We start from the raw sequence: 21,351 nt of genomic DNA, 5'->3' as shown, positions 1-21,351 counted from the left end.
ATGGCTCGTAAATCCTCTATAGACCTGCTCCCTGATGAGATCCGTGACGCCCTGCATGATTTACTAAGAGATCCTAAGATCTCCCAGTTAGATGCAACCCTACGTATTAATAAACTGCTTGAAGCCGAAGGCGTTGATCAAGAAGTCAGCAAATCCGCAGTTAATCGCTACAGCCAACGTATGGATGCCATCGGCGCTAAGATGCGTCAATCGCGTCAAGTAGCCGAAATGTGGATAGGTAAATTAGGCAACCAACCACAAGGGCAAGTAGGCAAACTCTTGAACGAGTTCACACGTACCATGGCCTTTGAAACTGCGCTGCATATGTCAGAGGGTGAAGACCCCGTACCACCAAAACTACTCAAAGAGCTTTCTCTATCTATTAAGCACTTAGAAGAAGCCGCCAGTGTGAATGAAAAACATGAAAGAGAGATTCGCAAGCAAGCCGCAGAAGAAGCGGCAGGCATAGCTGAAACTGTCGCCAAGCAACAAGGTATGACACGCGAAGGTGTCCAGGCGATTAAAGATGAAATATTGGGTATTCGTTAATGAACTTATCCCAAGAAAAGGCCATAACAGAAGCCGTCACAAACGGAATTCTAGACCTTCAGCAGTTCGACGCTAATGAAGTACTCCTTGGTTATCAAAAGCGCTGGATCGCTGACGAGTCCCCTCTAAAGATTGGACAAAAATCACGCCGTACCGGTTTAACCTGGGCTGAGGCTGCAGACGCTTCCCTTTGTTCTGGTACAGCCAGATCAGATGGCGGTTGCAATCATTTCTATGTTGGATCCAATAAAGAGATGGCGCGCGAGTTTATCGAAGCCGCCGCTATGTGGTCCAAAGCATTTAATAAAGCAGCAGGTGAGATACAAGAAGAGGTCTTTATAGATGATGGTCAAGACGGCAAGGAGATCCTCACCTTTGTTATCTACTTCGCCAGTGGCTTTAAGATTCAAGCGCTATCAAGTAACCCCGCTAACTTGCGAGGCATGCAAGGTAACGTCACTATCGATGAAGCGGCCTTTCATGATCGCTTAGCCGAAGTACTTAAAGCAGCCCTCGCCCTTACAATGTGGGGTAGTAGAGTTCGCTTAATCAGCACTCATAATGGTACTGAAAACCTCTTTAATGAACTGATACAAGACAGCCTCGCAGGTAAAAAAGATTACAGTATTCACACCATCACGCTGGATGATGCCTGTGCAGAAGGTCTCTATAAACGCATATGCCAAATAACGCACAAAGAATGGACGCAAGAAGCAGAAGATAAATGGAAGTCTGACCTACTGCGTGCAACCGCGACAGAGGAAGATGCGTTAGAGGAATACTACTGCGTACCTAAACAAGGCGGTGGTGCCTATATTAACCGTGGCCTAATCGACCGCGCTATGAATGATGATTGCAAGATCATTGGTTTTGAAGCGCCTAAGGATTTTGAAAAACTTCCCATGACTCAGCGTGAAGCAGATGTTGAGCAATGGCTAAAAGAGGAAGTCGCACCCCATTTAGAGCAGCTCAATCCAGATCTTACCCACGTATTTGGTGAAGACTTTGCACGTAAAGGTGACCTTTCCATATTCGCTGTAGGCGCAATCCAGAAAGATACCCGTATCAAAGTGCCGTTTCACTTAGAGCTACGTAACGTTCCATACTCTCAGCAAGAACAGATCATGTTCTTTGTCATTGATCAATTACCCCGGTTTATCGGTGCGGCGTTTGATGCAACGGGTAACGGCGGTTCATTAGCGGAGAAAGCCGCAGATAAATACGGTACAGAGATGGTTGAACAAGTGATGCTCAATATCGCTTGGTACCGTGAATGGATGCCAAAATTCAAAGCCAAATTTGAAGACGATGATTTAGAGATCCCAAAAGACAACGATGTTGTTACTGACCTACGTAAAATTGTAGTAACAAAAGGCGTACCGCAAATAGAGAAAGGATCTGGCAAAGGAGAAGACGGTAAACAACGCCACGGCGATTGCGCTGTTGCTTATGCCATGATCGTGCGAGCCAGTTATATGGAAGGTGGCGAAATAGATTTTATGGCTCTTCCTGTAAAAGCTGACCCTTGGGGCGGTGACGAAGACAGCGATCTACCCTCATATGAAAAAGGAGCCTGGTAATGGCTAACTCATCCATTGTTGATATCAACGGGCAACCTTTCACCCTACCCGATCTGGAAGAACCGCAGACCGAGGCCAATGCGAAACTTGCCCAGCTACGTAACCATTATGGCGAACATCCCTCAAGCGGTTTAACACCAAGCAAGCTAGCCATGGTGTTACGTGAAGCTGAACAAGGCAACCTGATACGCCAATGTGAACTCGCAGAAGATATGGAAGAAAAAGACGCCCATATTCAAAGCGAACTCGGCAAACGTCGCCTCGCCATGCAAAGCGTCGATTGGAATATTGTTCCTCCGCCTAATGCCAGCGCTGAAGAGTTACGCGATGCAGAGATGATCGAGGAGCTACTACGCTCAGCCACATGGTTAGACGATGCTATTTTTGATGCAGGCGATGGCATTCTAAAGGGCTTCTCCAACCAAGAACTCAAGTGGGAATACGCCGATAAAACCCACTTTATTGCTGATGCGGAATGGCGAGACCCTAGCTGGTTCCAGATAAACCCAGATAGCCGCAATCAACTCACCCTGCGTGATGGCAGCCATAATGGTGAGACATTGCGTCAATTTGGTTGGATTAGCCACGTTGCCAAAGCGAAAAGCGGCTATTTAGCCCGTAATGGTTTAGCGCGTGTATTGGCATGGCCTTTTCTATTTAAAAACTACAGTGTTCGTGACCTAGCTGAGTTTTTAGAGATCTACGGCTTGCCTATGCGCTTAGGCAAGTACCCTGCAGGTGCAAGCGATCGCGAGAAGCTCACACTACTGCGTGCAGTAATGAGCATTGGTCACAATGCTGGCGGTGTCATTCCTAAAGGGATGGATATCGAGTTTGAAAAAGCTGCTGATGGCGGGTCCGATCCCTTTATGGCGATGGTCAACTGGTGTGAGCGTAGTCAGTCAAAAGCTATTCTCGGTGGCACACTTACCAGCCAGGCAGACGGTAAATCCAGCACCAACGCTTTAGGCAATGTGCATAACGAAGTACGCCAAGAGATCCGCGATGCCGACTTGAAAGCACTCGCCGTGACTCTGACACGTGACGTGGTTTACCCCATGTACGTGCTTAACGGTAAATCGTTCCGCAGCCCTCGCCGTATTCCACGCTTAGAGTACGATTTAAACGAAGGCGAAGATCTAGCGCAATTCGTACAACCCTTGAAAGGTTTGGTAGAGGTCGGTGTCAGCATACCTATCTCATGGGTGCATGAGAAAACTAAAATACCTGAAGCGGTTAAAGGTGAGCCCGTGCTTACCTTATCGCAAGCCTCTACACCTCCCATTACTTCGCAATCAGAAACCGCACTGGCAGCACTTAATGCGACATCTAAATCTGTAGAAGAGCAACCCGACGAAGTAGAACAGCTTGCAGATCATCTGCAGAATAAATCAGCACAGCACACCACCGATCTAATAGACCAGTTACGCCAGGTTGTGGATAACGCAGATTCATTAGAACAATTACAAGAGCAGCTCATCGCGCTACAGCTCGATACAACTGATCTTGAAAAACTCATGAGCCAAGCATTAACCGTTGCAGCTCTGGCCGGGCGTTATGAGCTGCTACAGGATGCGCAATAATGCCAACCTATGGAGATAAACCGTTTAAGCAGGCGATTGATTATCTACAGCAGAAGCTACCGCTGCCCACTAACGGCTGGTCGGATGTTTACGGTAAACAACATGACCACGCCTTTATGGTGGCCGGTGCCAATAAAACTGCCATTGTCGAAGGTTTTTCTAACGCCATACAAGCCGCCATTCAAGACGGTGAAACCTTGGCAGACTTCCGTAAACGTTTTGACAGCATCGTAGAAAAACACGGTTGGGACTATAACGGCAGTCGCGGATGGCGCTCTAAACTAATCTATGAAACCAATATTCGCCAAGCATACAACGCAGGGCGAGAAGCTCAGATGACCGAGCCGGGTTTTCAAGAACTGTTCCCCTACATGGAATATCGCCACTCCGGTGCCGAAAACTTTCGTCCCCAACATAAAGCGTGGGATCGATTGGTACTCGCTTCAAATGATCCTTGGTGGGATATCCACAGCCCTTCTAATGGCTATGGTTGCAAGTGCAAGAAATTCCCTAAATCAAAACGCGCTATGAAGCGTTTAGGTAAAACCACACCGGATACCGCCCCTGCAGATGAATACAAAGAGCATTTAGATAAACGTACAGGTGAGCTTAAACAAGTGCCTTTAGGGATCGATCCCGGCTTTGAACATACACCTGGGCAAAGTTGGCTTCGTCATAGTACGCCCCAGTTTATAGAACAATGGCCAGCGAATGCTAAACCCATACCGATCGGCCCCGTTGCTAAGCCCCCATTACCTAAACCGCAAGTAGCCAAGCAAAGCGACATACTGCCCGACGACTTACCAGAGGAATCTTACGTTAATGCCTTCTTAAACGAGTTCAGTGCAGACGGTCCCATGGTTTATAAAGACGTACTGAGTGAACCCATAGCGATTAACGATTATCTATTTCGCGGCGCTGATGGGCAGCTCAAGGTATCTAAGGACAAATTACGCCACCGCTATATGCGATTGTTAGCAAGAGCGATCAAAGATCCTGATGAGATCTGGTCCATATTAGAGCCTGACCGTGCTCACCCCGGTAAATACAAACTGAAGCGCCGTTATATAAAGCGCTGGACGTTAGATGAAGGATCATCAAGCCAACCAATTCACGGTTTTAGTGCATTTGAATACGGACAAGGCATCTGGACCGGGAATACATCGTTTACACCCCACCGAAAGCAACGCGGTAGCAAAGTACCCGATAATGACACGTACTTAGAAAAACAGCGTGAAGGTGTGAATCTGTATAGAAGAGAAGAACAAGTAAAAGAAGAATAAGGATGGATGCCGCGCTTCGCCGTTGCACCCCACCGGCAGATCAGTGGACGGAACTCGAAGTCCTTGTCTGTCTGGAGAACCTTAAGTATAGGATAAAATAACAATGGCGGGAACCCATCTAACCTTAGGCGTCGACTACAACGATCAGCAAATTCAGCACTACCTTAAAAAGCTGCATAAGCTATCAAACGATATGTCCCCTGCCATGCTGGAGGTGTCCGAGTTTCTGCATGAGCGAAGCCGAGATCACTTTGACGACCAAGAAGCACCCGATGGCACACCTTGGGCAACACTCACACCGGAGACCCTAGCCCGTAAACGAAAGAAAGGCGTACCCGTTAATCAAATACTACACGGCGAGCACCTACACCTACGCGATACCATCTACCCGTTTCATTCAACTGATGTCGCAGGCGTAAGTACCGGACCAGGTACAACCGCGTATGCAGCCACCCATCAATTTGGTGATGAAGAAAGGAATATAGAGGCAAGGCCTTATTTTGGATTAAGTGCAGAAGATGAATTAGAGATTATCGAGATAGTTAAGGAACATATTGATAGAAAGGCGTAACAGCCTGTAAGGCGATCTAAGCCGCTATAAACTGTAGTTGCTATGTTGGTTTGGAAGCGGTACGTTTGAAGATTCTAACGCAGGTCTAACGCCTTCAGTTCGGACAAGTAAAGCGCTTGGGTATCGTTAAGCCTAAATAGCACAAGGAGATGTGCTGCTACTAACAACTGGTAGCACTCTCGCACTATAAGGAAATGTAATGCCAGACACAAAGAAGTATTCTGTTAGCTTTTATACAGCTCATGTCAGTGATGGTACAGATAGCCCTTCCAAATTAAGTTCGTTATTACATGAAATTAACCCTGAAGACCTTCCTTTAGAACATAGGGTAAATGGGCAGGTTTTCCAATTACGAGAATTAAATATTTTCCAAGGCGGCAGAATGAGAGGGGTTCTAGCCAAATTTCGTGATGATGACCTACCAAATATTGGGGATAGATCATCAATAGAAGAACGTCCCATAGATCTAGATGATTCTGAAGGTCTTATTGAAAAAAATCATTTTTTATATGATCCAGGTTTAGAAATGTTGACATTCCAAGTTAACGGCAACGGACTAAATATCAATAAAGCAGGTGAATTGCTAGGCACTGTTTTAAGTAAAGATAGAGTTATCGGTGTTGGTTTATCCCCTGTTCTTAGACCTGATGCAGTAGAGCGCATTCTTAATGGGAATATGAAACCTAGAAAATTTGAGATAAGTTTCACTAGACCAACAGCTACTGAAGCTTATGAAGGCCACGATCAATTTTCAGGTCCATTAATGTCTCTTTTAAATTCCGTTGACGGTGTATCATGCTCTATAACTGTTAGCGCTAACCCTCCTGGACGACATTCGATAAGAAACTATTTAAATGATGTCGTAAAAGGTGGGATGACTACACTTGTAGGATCAACAGTTCCCGTTAATATGTCTAAAGTTTGGTTTGATGAAGATTCAGATCCTATTGATTTGATCGAAGACCGAATCAAGGGATCAACTGATCCAGTTCAACAGGAAGGGCGTTATCCGGTTCCAGAGTCAATCTTTAATGCTTTGGAAAAGGTCCGCGAAAAAAACATTGAAGATATTAGGCTGGTTCTGGATGAGCAGGGTCTCGAATAGGGCAACATCAATTCGTAGAAAAGTACGCTGGGTATTTCTTCAGTTAGGGCTGATGCTGTCTATAGGGCTATCGGTCTACTATAGATACGACCTTTTTCCTACGGATAGGGCCGAAAAGCTCATAGCAGGTCTAACTTCTCATTCAGTAACAATAATGAGTATTTTAGTTGCTGCAGGTGCAATACTCATGAGTATTGCCAGCACTAGGCTAATTCGTAATCTAGTCAAAACCAGACATTATCATCGCCTAGTAGATAGCTTGCTTATTTCAATTATATTATTCCTAGCAAGTGCCACCATAGGGATTATTTCAATGTATCTACCGGCTAATTATGAGCAAATTTCTTTAACCGTTATTTCAAGTTTTTTTGCGATAAGTTTAGTGAGCTTTGCTGACACTGGCTGGAAACTATATTCAGTTCTAAGCGCGCTTCATACAAGACCATCAAATTAAAATAATTCATAAATAAAAGGAAGTACTGATACATGGAAAAGATCAAATTATATTCAACAAATAATGACGTGTTAGACGCCAAAGACAAAAGAAAAATTGCTGTTGAAGCCGCCTTAGAGTTGATTCATGTTAGAACTGCTAGTGATGCAGGCTCGGTTAATATTAAAAATCACCTTAAGTGTCTTGGCGAATATGCAGACCTTATACAAGAAGCACTAGAAGTTGAAAACAACGACTAAAAACATCTAACCAAGGTTAAACCCACGCCTTACTTCATGCCGCTATTCTGGCGGCATGAAGACGAATCGCAACTCCCTATCTCTCGCTGTTTTATCAGCAACCACCGATGCTAATGTTGGTTTTGCTTCGCTGTCTCTGGCATTTGATGACCAGAGTGATGGCTGGTGCCACTTACTGCCTGCTGGTCATTTCAGTGCAGTTGATGGTCGCCCTTTTGATGTACCCGGTGGTCAGTGGGTTATCAATGCAGAGATTGCTTCCCGTCTTATTCAGTATGCCAAAAACTCCGCTAATGATTTGGTTGTCGATTACGAACACCAAACATTAAACAAAGAGCAAAACGGCCAGCCTGCCCCCGCATCTGGCTGGATCAAAGACATGGAGTGGCGGGAGGGTTCTGGTTTATGGATAAAACCGCAGTGGACCTCCCGCGCCAAAGAATTCATTAAAGGCGAGGAATACCGTTTCCTATCCGCCGTTTTCCCTTACGACAAACACACTGGCGAACCGCTCTATATCCATAGTGCTGCCCTCACTAACCGTGCGGGTGTTGACGGCCTGCAAGACTTAGAAGCCCTAAGCGCCAACATATTAAACCAACACCCACAGGAGACGCCTCCCATGAACGAAGCAATGCGCAAGCTGTTAGCCCGACTCGGTATTGAACTGGCAGACGGTGAACAGATGACCGAAGCACAAGAAGCTGCAGCCCTATCTGCTGTAGATGCCGCTTTGGCTAAAGCCAGCGAGACCGATGGACTTAAAACGCAGGTGGCAGCGCTTTCTGCACAAGACAATAAAGTAGACCCGGCTAAATACGTGCCTATTGCTGCTGTCGAACAACTGCAACAGCAGGTCGCCGCTCTTTCATCCCGTACAGATGCGAATGAGCTAGAGCAAACAATAAGCTCCGCGCTAGAAGACGGTCGTCTGTTATCTGCAATGGAAGGCTGGGCACGCGATCTCGGCAACAAAGATATGGCCGCGCTTACATCTTATTTAGATAAAGCTACTCCCCTCGCAGCCCTATCTGCTCAGCAGACAAACGGTAAAGACAACCCTGAAGAAGATAAAAAGGCTGGGGTTGCAGCACTGAGTGCTCAAGAACGACAAGTCTGCGAAAACATGGGGATCTCTCTTGAAGATTACTTAAAGAATCAACCAAAAAAAGGTGACAAGTAATGGCTGCTTTAACAAAAGATCGCCCAACTAAACGCCGCGCCCAGGGCTCACACTCTGACCCTGTTGCCGCTACTGCAGTTATCTTTTCTGGCGCGTTGGTTGTATTGAACGCAACGCATTTTGCAGAACCTGCCACTGCAGCGACAGGCTTGCGGGTTCGCGGTGTCGCTACGCACCCCAGCAATAACAGCACCGGCGCAGACGGTAATGGAACCATTGAAACCAAAACCGGTGCGCATTTTTTCAAGAATGCTGGCGATGTTGATCGCTCGCATATCGGCTCAACCGCGTATATCTCCGATGACCAGACAGTGACTGCTGTCAGTACTGGCAGCTCTGCTGCCGGTCGTATCGAAGATGTAGAAACAAACGGCGTTTGGGTCTTCATCGACTAGCACGCTTTATAACTCGCTTAATTTGGAGACCTAAAATGGAAGTTAATGCTCAGAACCTCGGCATCCTAAATACGACAGTATCAACCGCGTTTAATAATGCGCTTGATAGCGCCGAATCGATGTACCAAAAAATTGCCACCGTCGTACCTTCCAGTGCAGCTGCCAACACCTATGCCTGGTTAGGTAAGTCTAACCAGATCCGTGAATGGCTAGGCCCACGTGCGATCAACCGTTTAAAGAAACACCAGTACACCATTCAAAACAAGAAGTTTGAGAAAACCGAAGGTATCCCAGTCGATGAAATTGAGGATGATGCCTACGGCGTCTATACCCCACTCTTTCAACAGATGGGTGTTGATGCTGCGGAGTTCCCTGATATCCGTACCTTTGGCCTACTTAAAATGGGTTTTGATGAGCTGTGTTATGACGGCCAAAACTTCTTTGATACTGACCACCCAGTGGGTAGCGATGGTGAAGAACTGTCTGTATCCAACATGCAAGCCGGTGCTGGTGAAGGTTGGTACCTGCTTTGTACTAAGCGCCCTATCAAACCTCTGATCTGGCAGACCCGTAAAAACTTCAATCTGGTGATGAAATCTAACCCGGAAACCTCTGACCACGTCTTTTTAAATGACGAAGTCCTTTGGGGTATTGATGGTCGATACAACGCTGGATTTGGTTTGTGGCAGCTTGCCTTCGGCTCAAAAGCTGAATTGAACGCTGACAACTTTACCGCTGCCCGTGAGTCCATGCTGTCACTGAAGAACGATGCGGGTTCACCCCTTGGCATCCTTCCAGATCTTTTAGTGGTTGGCCCTGAAAATATGTCGAAAGCAGAAACATTGCTGGAGGCAGTCAACAACGCTAATGGCGCAACCAACACCAACTACAAAAAAGTAGAGCTATTGATCTGCCCTTGGTTGGCCTAACGCTTTAAACGTTTAAAGGAAGCTTGAGCACGGATGCTCACCTTAATTAAGAGGAAGTTATGCAATGTCTAAATATGCTATTCACGCGGCCATCGTGGTTATCAGTTCAGTACTTTCAGGATATCGTCGCGGCGGTGTTGAACTGGAGCAAGGCCCGAACCCATTTGAAGCCGATCACTTTACTAAAGAACAGCTACAGCAGCTTAACGAAGACCCGCGCCTTACGTTGCTTGAAGGGGAAAACGCGGACACTGAAGATTCAACAGCGCACGGGACCGTGGATTCAGATCGTTTGGCTGAGCTAGTTGAACATATTAAAGGGCTAGACACTGCCGACACTAGCCTCTGGAAAGAAGATCAGACACCAAAAGCGGCAGCTTATCCCAAAGGCACCACCGCTGAAGAGCGTGAAGCCGCATGGGATGCATTTGTTAGCCAGCTGGACGGTGCTGAGTAATGTATTGCGCTAGCCAAGATTTAGTCGATCGCTTCGGTTCTGATGAGTTAATACAGCTCACCGCCGAGGCGGATGAGAACGGTAACTTCCCTGATGAGATCAACCAAACGCAGGTCGACCGCGCCATTGCAGATGCAACGGCCACGATCGATAGCTACTTGGCAGCGCGGTACCCATTACCTTTGTCACAAGTACCGCCGGTATTAGAGCGCTACGCCAGTGATATGACCCGCTACTTTCTGCACGATCGTAGCCCTCTGGAAGAGGTCACTAATCGCTACAAGGATGCAATTCGCTACTTAGAGAAAGTTGCCAAAGGTGACATATCACTGGGTATTGATAGCCAGGGCAAACGCCCTGAAACCATGGACGGTGCTGAGATGCAATCAGGCGGCAGTGTATTCAGCCGTAATGATAAAAGCTTTATCTGAGGTCGCCCATGCTGGAAGCCGTTGAAGCCAAACTGATTAACGCCATACAGGAAGCACTGGGCAACACCGTTAGAAAGGTAGAAAGCCACCCCGGTTACTGGGGGCCTGAAACCATCAAAAACATGATTTCTGTAGCTCCGTCGGTGTTTGTTGGTTTCAGCATGGGTACTCATATCGATACCAGCCATGACCAGCTAAAAAGCCAATGGCATGTTTACTTAGTTGGCCGTGCGCTTAACGGTAAGCGCGAAGTAGGTATCTATCAGATGCTAGAACGTTTGCTACCTGCACTGCACGGATTAGACCTAGAGCAAGCGGATGCGTTGCAGTTTAAACGCGTTAAAAACTTATTCAGTTTCGCAGACGGTAAGAAAGGCGTTTGCTGCTACGAAATGTCTTTTGAACTACCCATGAACTGGCCAGACCTTCAAGACGCGAGCAGCTTGAATGATTGGCTTAGATACCAAGCAGATCATTACGACGAAAACGATCCAACCCATTTAATGGCGGCTGATACCGTCGAAATCACAGCGAGTTAACAAGGAGTAATCCATGAGCAATACGCTGAAAGTACGCCCGAAAGATGGCGTACAGGTTCGCAAAGAAGACGGCAGTCTCATGCCTAAAGCTTGCTGCGACGTTCCAAATAATACGTACTATCGCCGCCGCGTGCATGATGGTGATTTGGTTGCAAGTAAACCAGCAAAGAAAGGGGTCGCTAAGTAATGACTATTTCATTTGATGCCATTCCAGCAAGCCTGCGCACACCAGGCGCTTATATAGAGTTCAATAATGAACTGGCCGGTGCAGTAAGTGTTATGCACAAGCAAGTGGCCTTTGGGCAACGTTTAGCTTCTGGCTCCCATCCTGAAGGCGTTCCTATTAGAGTGACGAACCCAAGCCAGGCTGTCACGCTATTTGGTCGAGGCTCTATGATGGCTTTGACATTAGCCGCTTCGATTAAAGCCAACCCTGAAACAGAACTTTGGGCGATCGCATTAGACGATAATGGCGCAGGTAATACTGCCACTACAACCATTGCGGTGGCATCAGCCCCAACGGCAGCAGGCACAATTGCCTTGTACCTAGGAGGTAAACGGGTAACGATCGGTGTCGCACAAGATGATGATGCCAATACCGTTGCGACCAGCATCAATGCGGCGATTAATGCAGATCTTGATCTACCTGTGACTGCAGCAGTGGCCACTAATACGGTTACTGTTACCGCACGCCATAAAGGTGAAGTATTTAACGACTTTGATATACGTACCAACTTTTATCAGGGCGAATCCTTACCTGCAGGTTTAGCACTTACCATTGGCACGATGAGTGGTGGGACAGGCAATCCTGATATCAGTACGGCCATCGATGCGTTAGGTGATGAGTGGTTTAACTGGCTCATTAACCCTTACACCGATATCGCTAACATGGTGGCGTTAGAAACCGAGCTAGATGATCGCTTTGGACCGATGCGCCAAATAGGCTGTCGTGTTTTTAGCGCTTTTTCTGGCACCCACTCTACGGCAGGCACTTACGGCAGCGGACGTAATAACCCGCATGTTTCCTGTATGGCAATTAACACCAGCCCTACTCCGGTTTATGAAGTTGCTGCTATCAACGCAGCCGTTGCAGCGTTATCACTCAGCATTGACCCCGCTCGCCCACTGCAAACCTTAGACCTTAAAGGTATGAAGGCTCCTGCAGTTGAGGACCAATGGACACGCCAAGAACGTAACTTGCTGCTATATGACGGTATGAGCACCTTTACCGTCGATCGTGATGGTACTTGCCGTATTGAACGGCAGATCACTATGTACCAAACCAACGATGCCAGCCTTCCCGATGCTAGTTATCTGGATATTTGTACTCCTGAAACCTTAGAACGTATTCGTTTTGAACAGCGCCTACTTCAAGCCCAGAAGTATCCGCGCTGCAAGCTAGCTGATGACGGTACCAAATTTGCGCCTGGGCAAGCCATTGTCACTCCTAAAGTTTGGCGTGGCGAATTACTCGCACTGTATCGAAAACTAGAAGATCGCGGCTGGGTTGAAGATTACAGCACGTACGACAGCAACCTAATTGTTGAACGTGACGTTGACGATCGTAACCGTCTTAACTGGCGTGATACGCCTAACTTAGTGAACCAGGCGCGCGTATTCGCCGGTAAACAACAATTTATTGTGTGAGGTGAATCATGGCTAAAGCTGCGAAGAAAATATTACTCACTCTGCCAGGTATAGGCCGAGTTGAATCAAATCCGGGTGCATCATTCGATCCAGGCGGAATCTCTTTTGAAGGGAAGATGACCGAGTCAGGACGAAGCCACCATATGGAAAATGATAACCCAGCCATGCTCTCTTTTACGGTACCTAATCTACAAGGCTACCTAGAGCAGTTTCGCGGGTTATCTGATGTCAACGTAAACGTCCAGGACGAACTTGGACAAAGTTGGATTGTGACTGAAGCCTTTATCACCAATACCCCCAAGGTATCCGGTGGTGATATCCCAATTGAAATGCAGGGTAACCCTGCTGAACCGGTGTAAACGTTAACTTTACTGAGGATAAGAACGTGGAACGAATTCAAACAGGCACCCTGCCACATGGTTTTGAGTTTAAAAAACAAATGCAGAAAGCATTTGAAATGCGTGAAGTCGCCACGGCTGGCGAACTGTTTGATGCAGAGGTTGAAGCCGGTGGTGTTGAAAACCAGCTGGCATTTAACGGCGCACTTATTGCTCGGCAGTTAGTACGTATCGGTGATTGCGAAGGACCGTTTTCATTGGAACAGATCCGCAAGATGAAACCCGCTGATTATCAAGCGCTGCGTGTTGCCCAGGGAAAGCTCAACAGCGTGCCAGCGGAGGACGAAAACGAAGCGAGTCAATCTGGCAGCAAATAGCGCTGATTGCCCTAAAAACCCACTGGTCACGCACTGAAATACTCGCGTTGCCAGTGGATGAATTTGAATACTATATAGAGTTATTCACCCGTGAACGATCTGACAACTAGCCTCATACTCAGCTTAAAGAATGCACAGTTCACACGTGGACTGCAGCATTCAAGCCGTGCTGTGGGTACGTTTACAAACAAATCAGAACGAGAGCTGCGCGGACTTCGTAACGAGTTTAAGCAACTTACGGGTGGAGTACTCGGTAATTTCCGTAATGAGATCATTGCGATCGGGGCTGCATGGAGCGGCCTGCAGATAGCAAAAGATTCAGCGCTGCTAGATAAAAACCTGACACGGATGTCACAAACCGCTGGCGTTGCACGCTCTGAAACCAAGGCGCTACGTGCTGAACTCTATGATCTACAGAAGCAATACGGCGTAACGGTTGATAGCTCACGTACCGCCAATGATTCCCTGCTTCAATCCGGTCTGAATTGGAAAGAATCAATACAGGCAACCAAAGCGATCGCACCGGCTCAGGTGGTAACTGGCGCTAACTCTAACGTTTTAGCCAGCGGCTTAGCGGTTGGTGCTGAGATCTTTGACTTTGATCTATCCGAAGTTGGTGTCGCTACCGACATGCTCGACAAAATGACAGTAGCAGGTCGCTTAGGTAATGCCGAACTAGAAGACCTATCCAGCATCTTTTCCCGCGTGGGTAACAACGCGAAAACTGCCAACCTAGATTTTAGCCAGACGTTAGGCTTTATAGAGCAGCTTTCTAAAATCGAGAAACAGCCCGAACGCTTAGCCACCCTCGCCGATAGCACCCTGCGAATATTCACTAATCAGAAATACCAGAATAAAGTTCGCGATAAGTTAGGTATTAGCTTTTACGGTAAAGATGGCAACCGCCGAGATACTTTCTCTGTTATCGAAGAGATATCCACACTCTTTAAAAAGCAAAAGAACGATCAACAACGTGACAACCTTATAGCGGCCGCGTTTGGTGAAACCGACATGGATACCCAGCGTGGCATGAAAGCCTTACTGGGTGGCGATGCTATAGCGGGAATGCGTGAGATTACCGAAACAACTCGTAATGCTACAGGCACTATAAAACGTGATCTGGCAGATGCCCTTGATAACTCTGGGGATCAAGTATCCCGTCTTAAAGGCGCACTCGGTCAAGCCGCTGATGCATTTGTTCAACCGATTAACGGCTCTGTAAATAAGTTAATTAAGTATGCCCTGGATAAGAAAGAGCAAGGTGGTCAAGGGCTTGATGGATTCGACCTATTACTCGGTGGATCTAGCGCACTACTCGCCGGTGGCTTAGCTGCTAAGTATGGCGGCAAAGCAGTACGCGGCTCATTAGGGAAAGGCAGTGTATTAGCAGGCGGCGTTGTGACGGGTAAAGCACTTGAAGAGGTTGCCGGTGTTACCCCTGTCTATGTTGTGAATATGCCGAACAGTGCAGTACCTGGCTTCCAACCCGGCTTTAATGCACCTGGTTCACTTCCAGGCAAAGGCCCACTCTCCCATACAACGATCTCTAAAGCTAAAGCCAGTGCAGGTTTAATCGGCGGTTCTAAATTAAGTAAGTTAGGTTATTTAGGTGCAGGCGCTGTGGGAACAGCCGGATTAGCCACAACAGCTTCTGGTGCTCTGGGCTATGGCGCTGGTACCGTCATTTACAATACAACCTTAAAAGGTACAGATCTATCAGACGATATAGGTCGCGCCATTGCCAAATCGCTCGCCTTTTTTGGTAATGAAAATGCACAAAAAGCGCTAGACGCTGAAGAGCGAGCCAATGCCCATCTTAAAATAGAAGTCGAAGACAAGCGCGTAAGCGTTAAATCCCTCAACGCCCAAGGCATGGATGCTGATGTTTACGGCGGCTACTCAATGGCAATGCCATGAGCTGGCGCGAGCGTTTGCAGCCGGGCAGTATCGGCAAAGTAACTTTTCATACTGAGCGTGCTTCTGGTTCTGGTGGCCGTCGTTTAGTAGTGCATGAATACCCACTTCAAGATGTGCATTATGTTGAAGATATGGGGCCGTCTGCAGGCTCGCAGCGCCTGACATTATTCTTGGTTGGCCAAGATTATGATCTGGCCCGTGATGATCTGATTCAGCTATTGGAAAGCGAAGGACCGCATACACTGATTCACCCGTACTTGGGTACGCTACGTGTTCATATAAAAAATTATGAATGGGCTATAACAACACGCCAAGGCGGCTATGTTCAGTTCAATCTTGATTATGTATTAGACGGTAAACGTAAGTTCCCACAGTCTGGAAATGCTAATGCACAACAGTTACAAAGTGCTTGCGATAGCTGTTCTGAAGCGGTGCAAAGTACTTTCTCAGAACAGTTCACAGTAGACGGTCAACCAGCCTTCGTAGAAGACGCAGCCCTGTCACAAATGACCGATGCACTCTCTGCCATGCAATCAATGAGTAGCCAGTTTGGATCATTAATGGATGCAAACCCACTCACTGAAATGTTTGATCTTTTTAGCAATGAATTATCAAGCCTGTTGCAACAGCCCGAAGCGCTAACAAACCAGATCACCGGCTTAATGTCATCGTTACTAGGTAGCACCTCAACCACGACAGCCGTCAACGGGTACAGCAATTTAACAACCAGCGTAGCAAACGTAGAGTTCGTTCAAACAACTACGCCTGCACGTACTCAACAAGCACAAAACCAAGCAGCAACTCAGCAGCTACTAACGACAACAGCAACGGTTGAAACCGCACGAGTCATCGCATCTGAAAGCACACCTTTCGCAACCTATGACGATGCGATCGCAACCCGCGACTTGCTCCTGGAACAAATAGATCTATTAATCGAAAACGGCAGCGATACCGAGTACTACCCACTGGTTGAGCTGCAAACAGCACTTATGAAACGTGTTGATGACGTTGCACCAGGTCTGCAGCGTGTTAAGCAAATTCAACTACAACAATCTGTACCGGCACTTGTTTTGGCACACACACTTTACGGTGATGCCAACAAAGCAGATGAACTGATCAGTCGTAATAGCATTAAGCATCCATCATTCATGCCGGCAGGTGAAGATCTGGAGGCCTTATCATGACAAATGCTACGGGTGATCAACTCATCATGATGGTAGACGGCACTCCACACACCGGCTGGACAGAAGGCTCTATATCCAGATCGATAGAGCGCGGCCCTCATAACTTTAGCTTACAGCTCAGTGAAATTTGGAATACTAAAACGCAAGTTAATCGCCGAGCCATTGAGAAAGGTATGCCGCTGCAGGCGTATATCAATGATGACCTGCTGCTCTCAGGCTATATCAACGAATTAGAACCATCTTATGACGCGACGAATCACACCATCTCTATACGTGGCCGCAGCCGCTTAGGTGACATTGTGGATTGTTCAACGAAAGGAAAACAGTTTTCAGGTCGCAGCCTTTTTCAAGTGTGCCAGGCATTGTGTAAACCCTTTGGTATTAACGTACTTGTTGATCCTAGTGCCAAAAAAGCTGCAAATCAGGTGTTTGTTAAATCTAAACGATTAGATCTTGGCGAGCCTATTTGGGAATTTTTAGAAGAGTTAGCCCGCATCCGTGCAGTACTCCTTACTTCTAACGCCAATGGAGACCTTGTCATTACCCGCGCAGGTGTTGCACGCGCGGACGTTGCCCTAGTTCTTGGACAAAACATCAAAACAGCCAGCGGTAACTTTAGTGAGCAAGATCTATTCAGTGAATACACCGTCTCTGGTCAACAATCTAATGAACCGTCTCTAAACCTTGAAGGCGTCGACACGGTCTTACCAGCCGCCACGGTTAAGGGCTCCGGTCGTTACCGCCCTTTTGTTGTTGCCGCTGATGATGATATGGATTTTGCAGCTTGTAAAACCCGTGCTGAATGGCAACGTAATGTTCACAAGGGTCGTAGCGAAAGCGTTGTCTATAACATCACCGGTTGGCGACAAGAACCCGAAGGTCGTATCTGGGCCCCTAACGAATTAGTGACAGTCACTGATTCTTATCAGAATTTAATGAATGCTGAGCGCCTTATTGCTGAAACTCGCCTTATGCTGAATGGCCGAGGCCGAAATACCGAGCTACGCGTGCTGCCTAAAGAAGCCTTTGAGTTGATACCAGAAGTTGAAAAAGCAGCAAGCGAGGGTTTTATACGATGAACCCGCAAGAGCTTAAACGTGCTTTACGTAAGATTCGCCGCATCAACCAGCGCGGGCTTGTTCGCCGTGTTTCCTACGCCAATAAAACCCGCTTTATACAGATACAAGGTGAAGGTGCTGAACCGCTCGACAACATCGAACATCTAGAGCCGTTTGGCTTTACCAGCCATCCAGTAGCCGGTGCGGAAGGCATCGTTTTGGCCTTTAACGGCAACGGTTCCCACTCGGTTGTGTTCTGCGTGGGTGATCGTCGATATCGCTTAGTGATCGATGAGGGCGAAGTCGCCATCTATAACCGCCACGGTGACAAAGTCCATATCAAAGATAACCGAGAAATTGATGTGACTGCAGCGGTTAAAGCTAATTTCAATACACCTGAAGTGAACTGCAGCGGCATAGTCAAAGCTGAAGATTTCATCACCCATGATGGCGTATCTGTTAACGATCATGACCACGACGATGTTCACGGCTCACAAACTGGAGGCGCTAACCCATCATGAGTTTATTAACCCTGAGCTATAACAATGATTCACAGAGAATCGACCTACAAAGTAAGCGCTCATCATTTTTAAATTGGTTAGAAAATGCAGTCACTGTGAGCCTGTTTACCGACGCCCGCTGCGAGCTGGACGAACTCCCCCAGGGCGAGACAGACCAGCGTGGTTACTACGGTGACTTTGAACTTCCCGACGGCGAAAGCCTAGGAAGCAAACTGTGGACGTTAAAACGTGAAAAAGTAATCCCTAAAACGCTCAACCGAGCCCGTGACTACGCAGAAGAATCACTTAAGTGGCTGGTTGAAGATGATCATTTGCAAGCAGTAAAAGTAGAAACCAGCCGTGGAGACCTTCTACGAATCGACATGTTCATTAAGTGCCAACTGGACGACGGTAGCTGGTTAGAACTCTACCGTGACTATTTGATAGGAGCAGCTGCTTAATGCCATTTTTAAGAAAAGCACTTAAGGCGCTACGTGAACAAGTTAGCACAGATATTGAGCGCCACAGCGGCGAAAGTGCCAGTGCGCGAGGCGATACTTACTACCCTATTGCTCAAGCCGTCGCTGGCATCGCTCACGGTTTACACGGACACCTCCAATACAACGTTGATCAACTATTTGATGAGAGTGCTGATGATGAAAACTTACTGCGTCGTGCAGCTGAAATGGGAATTTATCAGATAGGCGCTTTTAGAGCGTCTGGTACCGCGACGATAACCGGCAACGAAGGCGCAACCGTTGAAGCTGAAACACTGCTGCAGGATGACAATCAGCAGCTATACCGCGTTACTGAGAGCACAACAATTGTTACCGGTACCGCAACACTGCAACTCACATCAGTGGAAGCCGGTGCATCCGGGAATCTAGCTGCGGGCATAACGCTGCGTCTTGTAAACTCGATACTTGATATAGATAGCACAGCAACCGTCATAGAGATAACAGGCGGTGCAGATGTTGAATCAATTCAGCGAGTAGCCGAACGCTTAAGTGAACGTCGTAAAAACCCACCAATGGGCGGTAACGACAATGACTATATTGCTTGGGTTAAAGCGGCACACGTAGATGTAACACGCGCATGGTGCTATTCCAATACACCACATATCGGCGCTGTAACCGTACGATTTGTGACTGATAATCTCAGCACCCCTATTCCAACTGAAACCCACATCAATGCAGTCACCGATTATACAGACACAGTTCGTCCGTCAGGCATGCGAGGCTTTAGTGTTGGCGCACTTGTTGGTAAGCCCCTCGACATTACATTCAGTCGACTCATTCCTAACAACATAGCAACACGCGTAGCAATTAACGCTGAGCTTAACGACCTAATTCAACGTGAAGGCAAACCCGGCGGAATACTCCTTTTAAGCCAAATAAATGAAGCAATTTCACTCGCTACTGGTGAGACAGATCACCGTATAGATCTAACAGACGATTTCACATGCTTCGCATGGCAGATCCCTGAGCTTGGGGTAATGACATGGCCGTAAGTAAAACAGCTGAAGAGTATCGTGATGCACTGCTAGCGCTGCTACCCCGTGGAGATGCTTGGCCAACAGATTTAGACAGTGATATGGCAAAACTCATGCTAGGCGTAGCTGAAGAGTTCGCCCGTATTGATGCGCGTACTCTTGCTGTAATTCGTGAATCACACCCCTCAACAGCATTTGAATTATTCAAAGAATGGGAGCAGATGTATGCCCTACCCCATAGTTGTAGCGGTGACGATCCTTCATTTCAAGAACGTCGCCAGGCATTGATACAAGCATACCGAGCAAACGGTGGGCAAAGTCGTCAGTTCTTTATCACGTTGGCAGCCCTTCTCGGGTTCATCATCACCATTACTGAATACCAAGAACGCACTTTCGGTGATGACCTAGGGGAGCCTTTTGGCGGTGTGGAATGGAACTATGTTTGGCAAGTAAATACATCACTAAACAACTACGCAGAGCGCTCTATGGGAGAGCCTTTTGGTGAATATTACCGAACATGGGGAAACCAACGTCTGGAATGTTTATTCAACCGGTTGGTGCACTCACATCGCCACATTATTTTTAGTTACACATAACAGGAGATAACAATGGATTATCCATCAGAAGCGGCAGCGCGATTGGACCCCACAACAGGCAAATTTACGAATGGTGATCCCCTGTCAGACTTACCTGCCAGCCGTGACTCTGCAGATTACCAAAACATGGTTTTTGACTCGTTAATCAATCTGATTGAAGGGGCTGCTTTAACGCCCGATGAAGGCGATTTGACGTTAGTACTTCAAGCAGTTCAGGCCCTGGGCGTAAGCGAAGCAGAATTTGCAAACAGTTTACTGGAAGACGGCTATCAGCAATTACCGGGCGGTCTTATTTTGCAATGGGGAACCATTCAGACAACAACCAATGAAGTTAATTATCCATACAACATGACATACCCGACTGAGTCTCTTTGCATAATGATCACAAGCTCAGGTTCAGTAGTAGGCGATGCTGAAATTCAACAGGCCCAACTGAATACAACCTCAACATTTAAAGCAGCCAACAATACGGCCTCACGTAATGCTCGCTGGTTTTCAATTGGCCATTAAGGAGAAATTACGATGAGTTGGTACTGTTCCCAAGCAACCCAAGGTTTTTACCCTGCCCACCTGAAAAAGCGCTATGAGCTGGCAGATACATGGCCAAGCGATGCCGTAAAAATCTCAGAGTCTCAATACAAGGAAATGAAAAACGCGCTTACAAGTGGAGGTCAAAAATTCACAATTAACGAAAGCAATGAACCTGTTTTGAGTAGTGTATTCACTCAAGAGGATTTGTTTAAATTCGAAAAAATCAAAGTATCTGACAGCATCAGAGCCTCTTTTGTAGACGCTATTCATGCCCCTGTTCCGGTTAGTGATGCAGCATGGAATGGAGGCATGGAATCAGCATTATCAATCGATGGCGCTGTACGCCTAGCAGAACAAGCTGGGGCGACAGAGATAACGCTCTTTGATTATGAAAACACAGAACACTTAGTTGA

Annotated in this window: 27 protein-coding genes; all 27 read left to right on the top strand. The window is 47.1% G+C overall.

Going from position 1 to position 21,351, the window contains the following annotated elements; translation table 11 throughout:
- Complete coding sequence (locus B4K11_RS04220) at window positions 1-549, top strand: DUF3486 family protein (RefSeq protein WP_292950187.1); 549 nt, start codon at window positions 1-3, stop codon at window positions 547-549.
- Window positions 549-2,129, top strand: coding sequence for a terminase large subunit domain-containing protein (locus B4K11_RS04215; protein ID WP_292950186.1), 1,581 nt, complete (start codon window positions 549-551; stop codon window positions 2,127-2,129). The genes B4K11_RS04220 and B4K11_RS04215 overlap by 1 nt, the downstream gene beginning before the upstream one ends.
- Window positions 2,129-3,712 (top strand): DUF935 domain-containing protein, encoded by a 1,584-nt coding sequence (locus B4K11_RS04210; protein WP_292950185.1) that lies wholly within the window; start codon window positions 2,129-2,131, stop codon window positions 3,710-3,712. Before B4K11_RS04215 ends, B4K11_RS04210 begins: the two co-directional genes overlap by 1 nt.
- Window positions 3,712-4,995 (top strand): PBECR2 nuclease fold domain-containing protein, encoded by a 1,284-nt coding sequence (locus B4K11_RS04205; protein WP_292950184.1) that lies wholly within the window; start codon window positions 3,712-3,714, stop codon window positions 4,993-4,995. The genes B4K11_RS04210 and B4K11_RS04205 overlap by 1 nt, the downstream gene beginning before the upstream one ends.
- Window positions 4,996-5,098: 103 nt before the next feature.
- Entirely contained in the window at window positions 5,099-5,566 is a 468-nt protein-coding gene (locus tag B4K11_RS04200) for a phage virion morphogenesis protein (RefSeq protein ID WP_292950183.1), read from the top strand.
- A gap of 199 nt (window positions 5,567-5,765) precedes the next feature.
- Window positions 5,766-6,671: a DUF6731 family protein gene (locus B4K11_RS04195; RefSeq protein ID WP_292950182.1), complete on the top strand. Its 906-nt coding sequence runs from the start codon at window positions 5,766-5,768 to the stop codon at window positions 6,669-6,671.
- A 154-nt stretch (window positions 6,672-6,825) separates the two neighbouring features.
- A complete protein-coding gene (locus B4K11_RS04190) occupies window positions 6,826-7,125 on the top strand; it encodes a hypothetical protein (RefSeq protein ID WP_292950181.1) in 300 nt (99 codons plus the stop codon).
- Window positions 7,126-7,157: 32 nt separating this feature from the next.
- Window positions 7,158-7,364, top strand: a complete 207-nt coding sequence (locus tag B4K11_RS04185) for a hypothetical protein (protein ID WP_292950180.1) — start codon at window positions 7,158-7,160, stop codon at window positions 7,362-7,364.
- A gap of 55 nt (window positions 7,365-7,419) precedes the next feature.
- The gene (locus tag B4K11_RS04180) at window positions 7,420-8,547 is read left to right on the top strand and encodes a phage protease (protein WP_292950178.1); all 1,128 of its coding nucleotides are present in this window, start codon (window positions 7,420-7,422) and stop codon (window positions 8,545-8,547) included.
- Window positions 8,547-8,942, top strand: a complete 396-nt coding sequence (locus B4K11_RS04175; RefSeq protein WP_292950176.1) for a hypothetical protein — start codon at window positions 8,547-8,549, stop codon at window positions 8,940-8,942. Before B4K11_RS04180 ends, B4K11_RS04175 begins: the two co-directional genes overlap by 1 nt.
- 35 nt (window positions 8,943-8,977) lie before the next feature.
- Window positions 8,978-9,871, top strand: coding sequence for a Mu-like prophage major head subunit gpT family protein (locus tag B4K11_RS04170; RefSeq protein ID WP_292950174.1), 894 nt, complete (start codon window positions 8,978-8,980; stop codon window positions 9,869-9,871).
- Between the two features lie 64 nt (window positions 9,872-9,935).
- The gene (locus tag B4K11_RS04165; protein WP_292950172.1) at window positions 9,936-10,328 is read left to right on the top strand and encodes an HI1506-related protein; all 393 of its coding nucleotides are present in this window, start codon (window positions 9,936-9,938) and stop codon (window positions 10,326-10,328) included.
- On the top strand, window positions 10,328-10,759 hold the full coding sequence (locus B4K11_RS04160; RefSeq protein ID WP_292950170.1) for a gp436 family protein: 432 nt from the start codon (window positions 10,328-10,330) through the stop codon (window positions 10,757-10,759). The genes B4K11_RS04165 and B4K11_RS04160 overlap by 1 nt, the downstream gene beginning before the upstream one ends.
- Window positions 10,760-10,767: 8 nt before the next feature.
- Window positions 10,768-11,298: a phage protein Gp37 gene (locus B4K11_RS04155; RefSeq protein WP_292950168.1), complete on the top strand. Its 531-nt coding sequence runs from the start codon at window positions 10,768-10,770 to the stop codon at window positions 11,296-11,298.
- Window positions 11,299-11,311: 13 nt separating this feature from the next.
- Entirely contained in the window at window positions 11,312-11,485 is a 174-nt protein-coding gene (locus B4K11_RS04150; protein WP_292950166.1) for a DUF2635 domain-containing protein, read from the top strand.
- Window positions 11,485-12,945, top strand: coding sequence for a phage tail sheath subtilisin-like domain-containing protein (locus tag B4K11_RS04145; protein ID WP_292950164.1), 1,461 nt, complete (start codon window positions 11,485-11,487; stop codon window positions 12,943-12,945). The genes B4K11_RS04150 and B4K11_RS04145 overlap by 1 nt, the downstream gene beginning before the upstream one ends.
- 8 nt (window positions 12,946-12,953) lie before the next feature.
- Window positions 12,954-13,304 carry a phage tail tube protein gene (locus tag B4K11_RS04140; RefSeq protein WP_292950162.1) on the top strand — a complete coding sequence of 117 codons (351 nt, stop codon included), beginning with the start codon at window positions 12,954-12,956 and terminating at the stop codon, window positions 13,302-13,304.
- 26 nt (window positions 13,305-13,330) lie between these two features.
- Window positions 13,331-13,660, top strand: coding sequence for a phage tail assembly protein (locus B4K11_RS04135; protein ID WP_292950160.1), 330 nt, complete (start codon window positions 13,331-13,333; stop codon window positions 13,658-13,660).
- Between the two features lie 90 nt (window positions 13,661-13,750).
- Window positions 13,751-15,577, top strand: coding sequence for a phage tail tape measure protein (locus B4K11_RS04130; protein ID WP_292950158.1), 1,827 nt, complete (start codon window positions 13,751-13,753; stop codon window positions 15,575-15,577).
- Window positions 15,574-16,761 carry a DNA circularization protein gene (locus B4K11_RS04125; RefSeq protein ID WP_292950156.1) on the top strand — a complete coding sequence of 396 codons (1,188 nt, stop codon included), beginning with the start codon at window positions 15,574-15,576 and terminating at the stop codon, window positions 16,759-16,761. Before B4K11_RS04130 ends, B4K11_RS04125 begins: the two co-directional genes overlap by 4 nt.
- On the top strand, window positions 16,758-17,840 hold the full coding sequence (locus B4K11_RS04120; RefSeq protein WP_292950154.1) for a phage baseplate assembly protein: 1,083 nt from the start codon (window positions 16,758-16,760) through the stop codon (window positions 17,838-17,840). Before B4K11_RS04125 ends, B4K11_RS04120 begins: the two co-directional genes overlap by 4 nt.
- On the top strand, window positions 17,837-18,340 hold the full coding sequence (locus tag B4K11_RS04115; RefSeq protein WP_292950152.1) for a phage baseplate assembly protein domain-containing protein: 504 nt from the start codon (window positions 17,837-17,839) through the stop codon (window positions 18,338-18,340). Before B4K11_RS04120 ends, B4K11_RS04115 begins: the two co-directional genes overlap by 4 nt.
- A complete protein-coding gene (locus tag B4K11_RS04110) occupies window positions 18,337-18,780 on the top strand; it encodes a phage GP46 family protein (RefSeq protein ID WP_292950150.1) in 444 nt (147 codons plus the stop codon). The genes B4K11_RS04115 and B4K11_RS04110 overlap by 4 nt, the downstream gene beginning before the upstream one ends.
- A complete protein-coding gene (locus B4K11_RS04105; protein ID WP_292950148.1) occupies window positions 18,780-19,829 on the top strand; it encodes a baseplate J/gp47 family protein in 1,050 nt (349 codons plus the stop codon). The genes B4K11_RS04110 and B4K11_RS04105 overlap by 1 nt, the downstream gene beginning before the upstream one ends.
- A complete protein-coding gene (locus tag B4K11_RS04100; RefSeq protein WP_292950146.1) occupies window positions 19,820-20,407 on the top strand; it encodes a YmfQ family protein in 588 nt (195 codons plus the stop codon). The genes B4K11_RS04105 and B4K11_RS04100 overlap by 10 nt, the downstream gene beginning before the upstream one ends.
- A 12-nt stretch (window positions 20,408-20,419) precedes the next feature.
- Window positions 20,420-20,917 (top strand): gp53-like domain-containing protein, encoded by a 498-nt coding sequence (locus tag B4K11_RS04095; RefSeq protein ID WP_292950145.1) that lies wholly within the window; start codon window positions 20,420-20,422, stop codon window positions 20,915-20,917.
- Between the two features lie 12 nt (window positions 20,918-20,929).
- A partial coding sequence (locus B4K11_RS04090; protein WP_349680079.1) for a hypothetical protein occupies window positions 20,930-21,351 on the top strand: 422 nt, incomplete at its 3' end.

Origin of the sequence: Neptuniibacter sp. UBA6509 (genome assembly GCA_002435145.1) — a bacterium.
Taxonomy (GTDB): domain Bacteria; phylum Pseudomonadota; class Gammaproteobacteria; order Pseudomonadales; family Balneatricaceae; genus Neptuniibacter.
Note: the sequence above shows the minus strand (reverse complement) of the source record. Positions and strands in the feature narration are given on the sequence as shown.

Bases quoted from the DNA above. Each gene is read 5' to 3' on its own strand.
- B4K11_RS04220 (WP_292950187.1), top strand. From the start codon at position 1: ATGGCTCGTAAATCCTCTATAGACCTGCTCCCTGATGAGATCCGTGAC.
- B4K11_RS04215 (WP_292950186.1), top strand. From the start codon at position 549: ATGAACTTATCCCAAGAAAAGGCCATAACAGAAGCCGTCACAAACGGA.
- B4K11_RS04210 (WP_292950185.1), top strand. From the start codon at position 2,129: ATGGCTAACTCATCCATTGTTGATATCAACGGGCAACCTTTCACCCTA.
- B4K11_RS04205 (WP_292950184.1), top strand. From the start codon at position 3,712: ATGCCAACCTATGGAGATAAACCGTTTAAGCAGGCGATTGATTATCTA.
- B4K11_RS04200 (WP_292950183.1), top strand. From the start codon at position 5,099: ATGGCGGGAACCCATCTAACCTTAGGCGTCGACTACAACGATCAGCAA.
- B4K11_RS04195 (WP_292950182.1), top strand. From the start codon at position 5,766: ATGCCAGACACAAAGAAGTATTCTGTTAGCTTTTATACAGCTCATGTC.
- B4K11_RS04190 (WP_292950181.1), top strand. From the start codon at position 6,826: ATGAGTATTTTAGTTGCTGCAGGTGCAATACTCATGAGTATTGCCAGC.
- B4K11_RS04185 (WP_292950180.1), top strand. From the start codon at position 7,158: ATGGAAAAGATCAAATTATATTCAACAAATAATGACGTGTTAGACGCC.
- B4K11_RS04180 (WP_292950178.1), top strand. From the start codon at position 7,420: ATGAAGACGAATCGCAACTCCCTATCTCTCGCTGTTTTATCAGCAACC.
- B4K11_RS04175 (WP_292950176.1), top strand. From the start codon at position 8,547: ATGGCTGCTTTAACAAAAGATCGCCCAACTAAACGCCGCGCCCAGGGC.
- B4K11_RS04170 (WP_292950174.1), top strand. From the start codon at position 8,978: ATGGAAGTTAATGCTCAGAACCTCGGCATCCTAAATACGACAGTATCA.
- B4K11_RS04165 (WP_292950172.1), top strand. From the start codon at position 9,936: ATGTCTAAATATGCTATTCACGCGGCCATCGTGGTTATCAGTTCAGTA.
- B4K11_RS04160 (WP_292950170.1), top strand. From the start codon at position 10,328: ATGTATTGCGCTAGCCAAGATTTAGTCGATCGCTTCGGTTCTGATGAG.
- B4K11_RS04155 (WP_292950168.1), top strand. From the start codon at position 10,768: ATGCTGGAAGCCGTTGAAGCCAAACTGATTAACGCCATACAGGAAGCA.
- B4K11_RS04150 (WP_292950166.1), top strand. From the start codon at position 11,312: ATGAGCAATACGCTGAAAGTACGCCCGAAAGATGGCGTACAGGTTCGC.
- B4K11_RS04145 (WP_292950164.1), top strand. From the start codon at position 11,485: ATGACTATTTCATTTGATGCCATTCCAGCAAGCCTGCGCACACCAGGC.
- B4K11_RS04140 (WP_292950162.1), top strand. From the start codon at position 12,954: ATGGCTAAAGCTGCGAAGAAAATATTACTCACTCTGCCAGGTATAGGC.
- B4K11_RS04125 (WP_292950156.1), top strand. From the start codon at position 15,574: ATGAGCTGGCGCGAGCGTTTGCAGCCGGGCAGTATCGGCAAAGTAACT.
- B4K11_RS04120 (WP_292950154.1), top strand. From the start codon at position 16,758: ATGACAAATGCTACGGGTGATCAACTCATCATGATGGTAGACGGCACT.
- B4K11_RS04115 (WP_292950152.1), top strand. From the start codon at position 17,837: ATGAACCCGCAAGAGCTTAAACGTGCTTTACGTAAGATTCGCCGCATC.
- B4K11_RS04110 (WP_292950150.1), top strand. From the start codon at position 18,337: ATGAGTTTATTAACCCTGAGCTATAACAATGATTCACAGAGAATCGAC.
- B4K11_RS04105 (WP_292950148.1), top strand. From the start codon at position 18,780: ATGCCATTTTTAAGAAAAGCACTTAAGGCGCTACGTGAACAAGTTAGC.
- B4K11_RS04100 (WP_292950146.1), top strand. From the start codon at position 19,820: ATGGCCGTAAGTAAAACAGCTGAAGAGTATCGTGATGCACTGCTAGCG.
- B4K11_RS04095 (WP_292950145.1), top strand. From the start codon at position 20,420: ATGGATTATCCATCAGAAGCGGCAGCGCGATTGGACCCCACAACAGGC.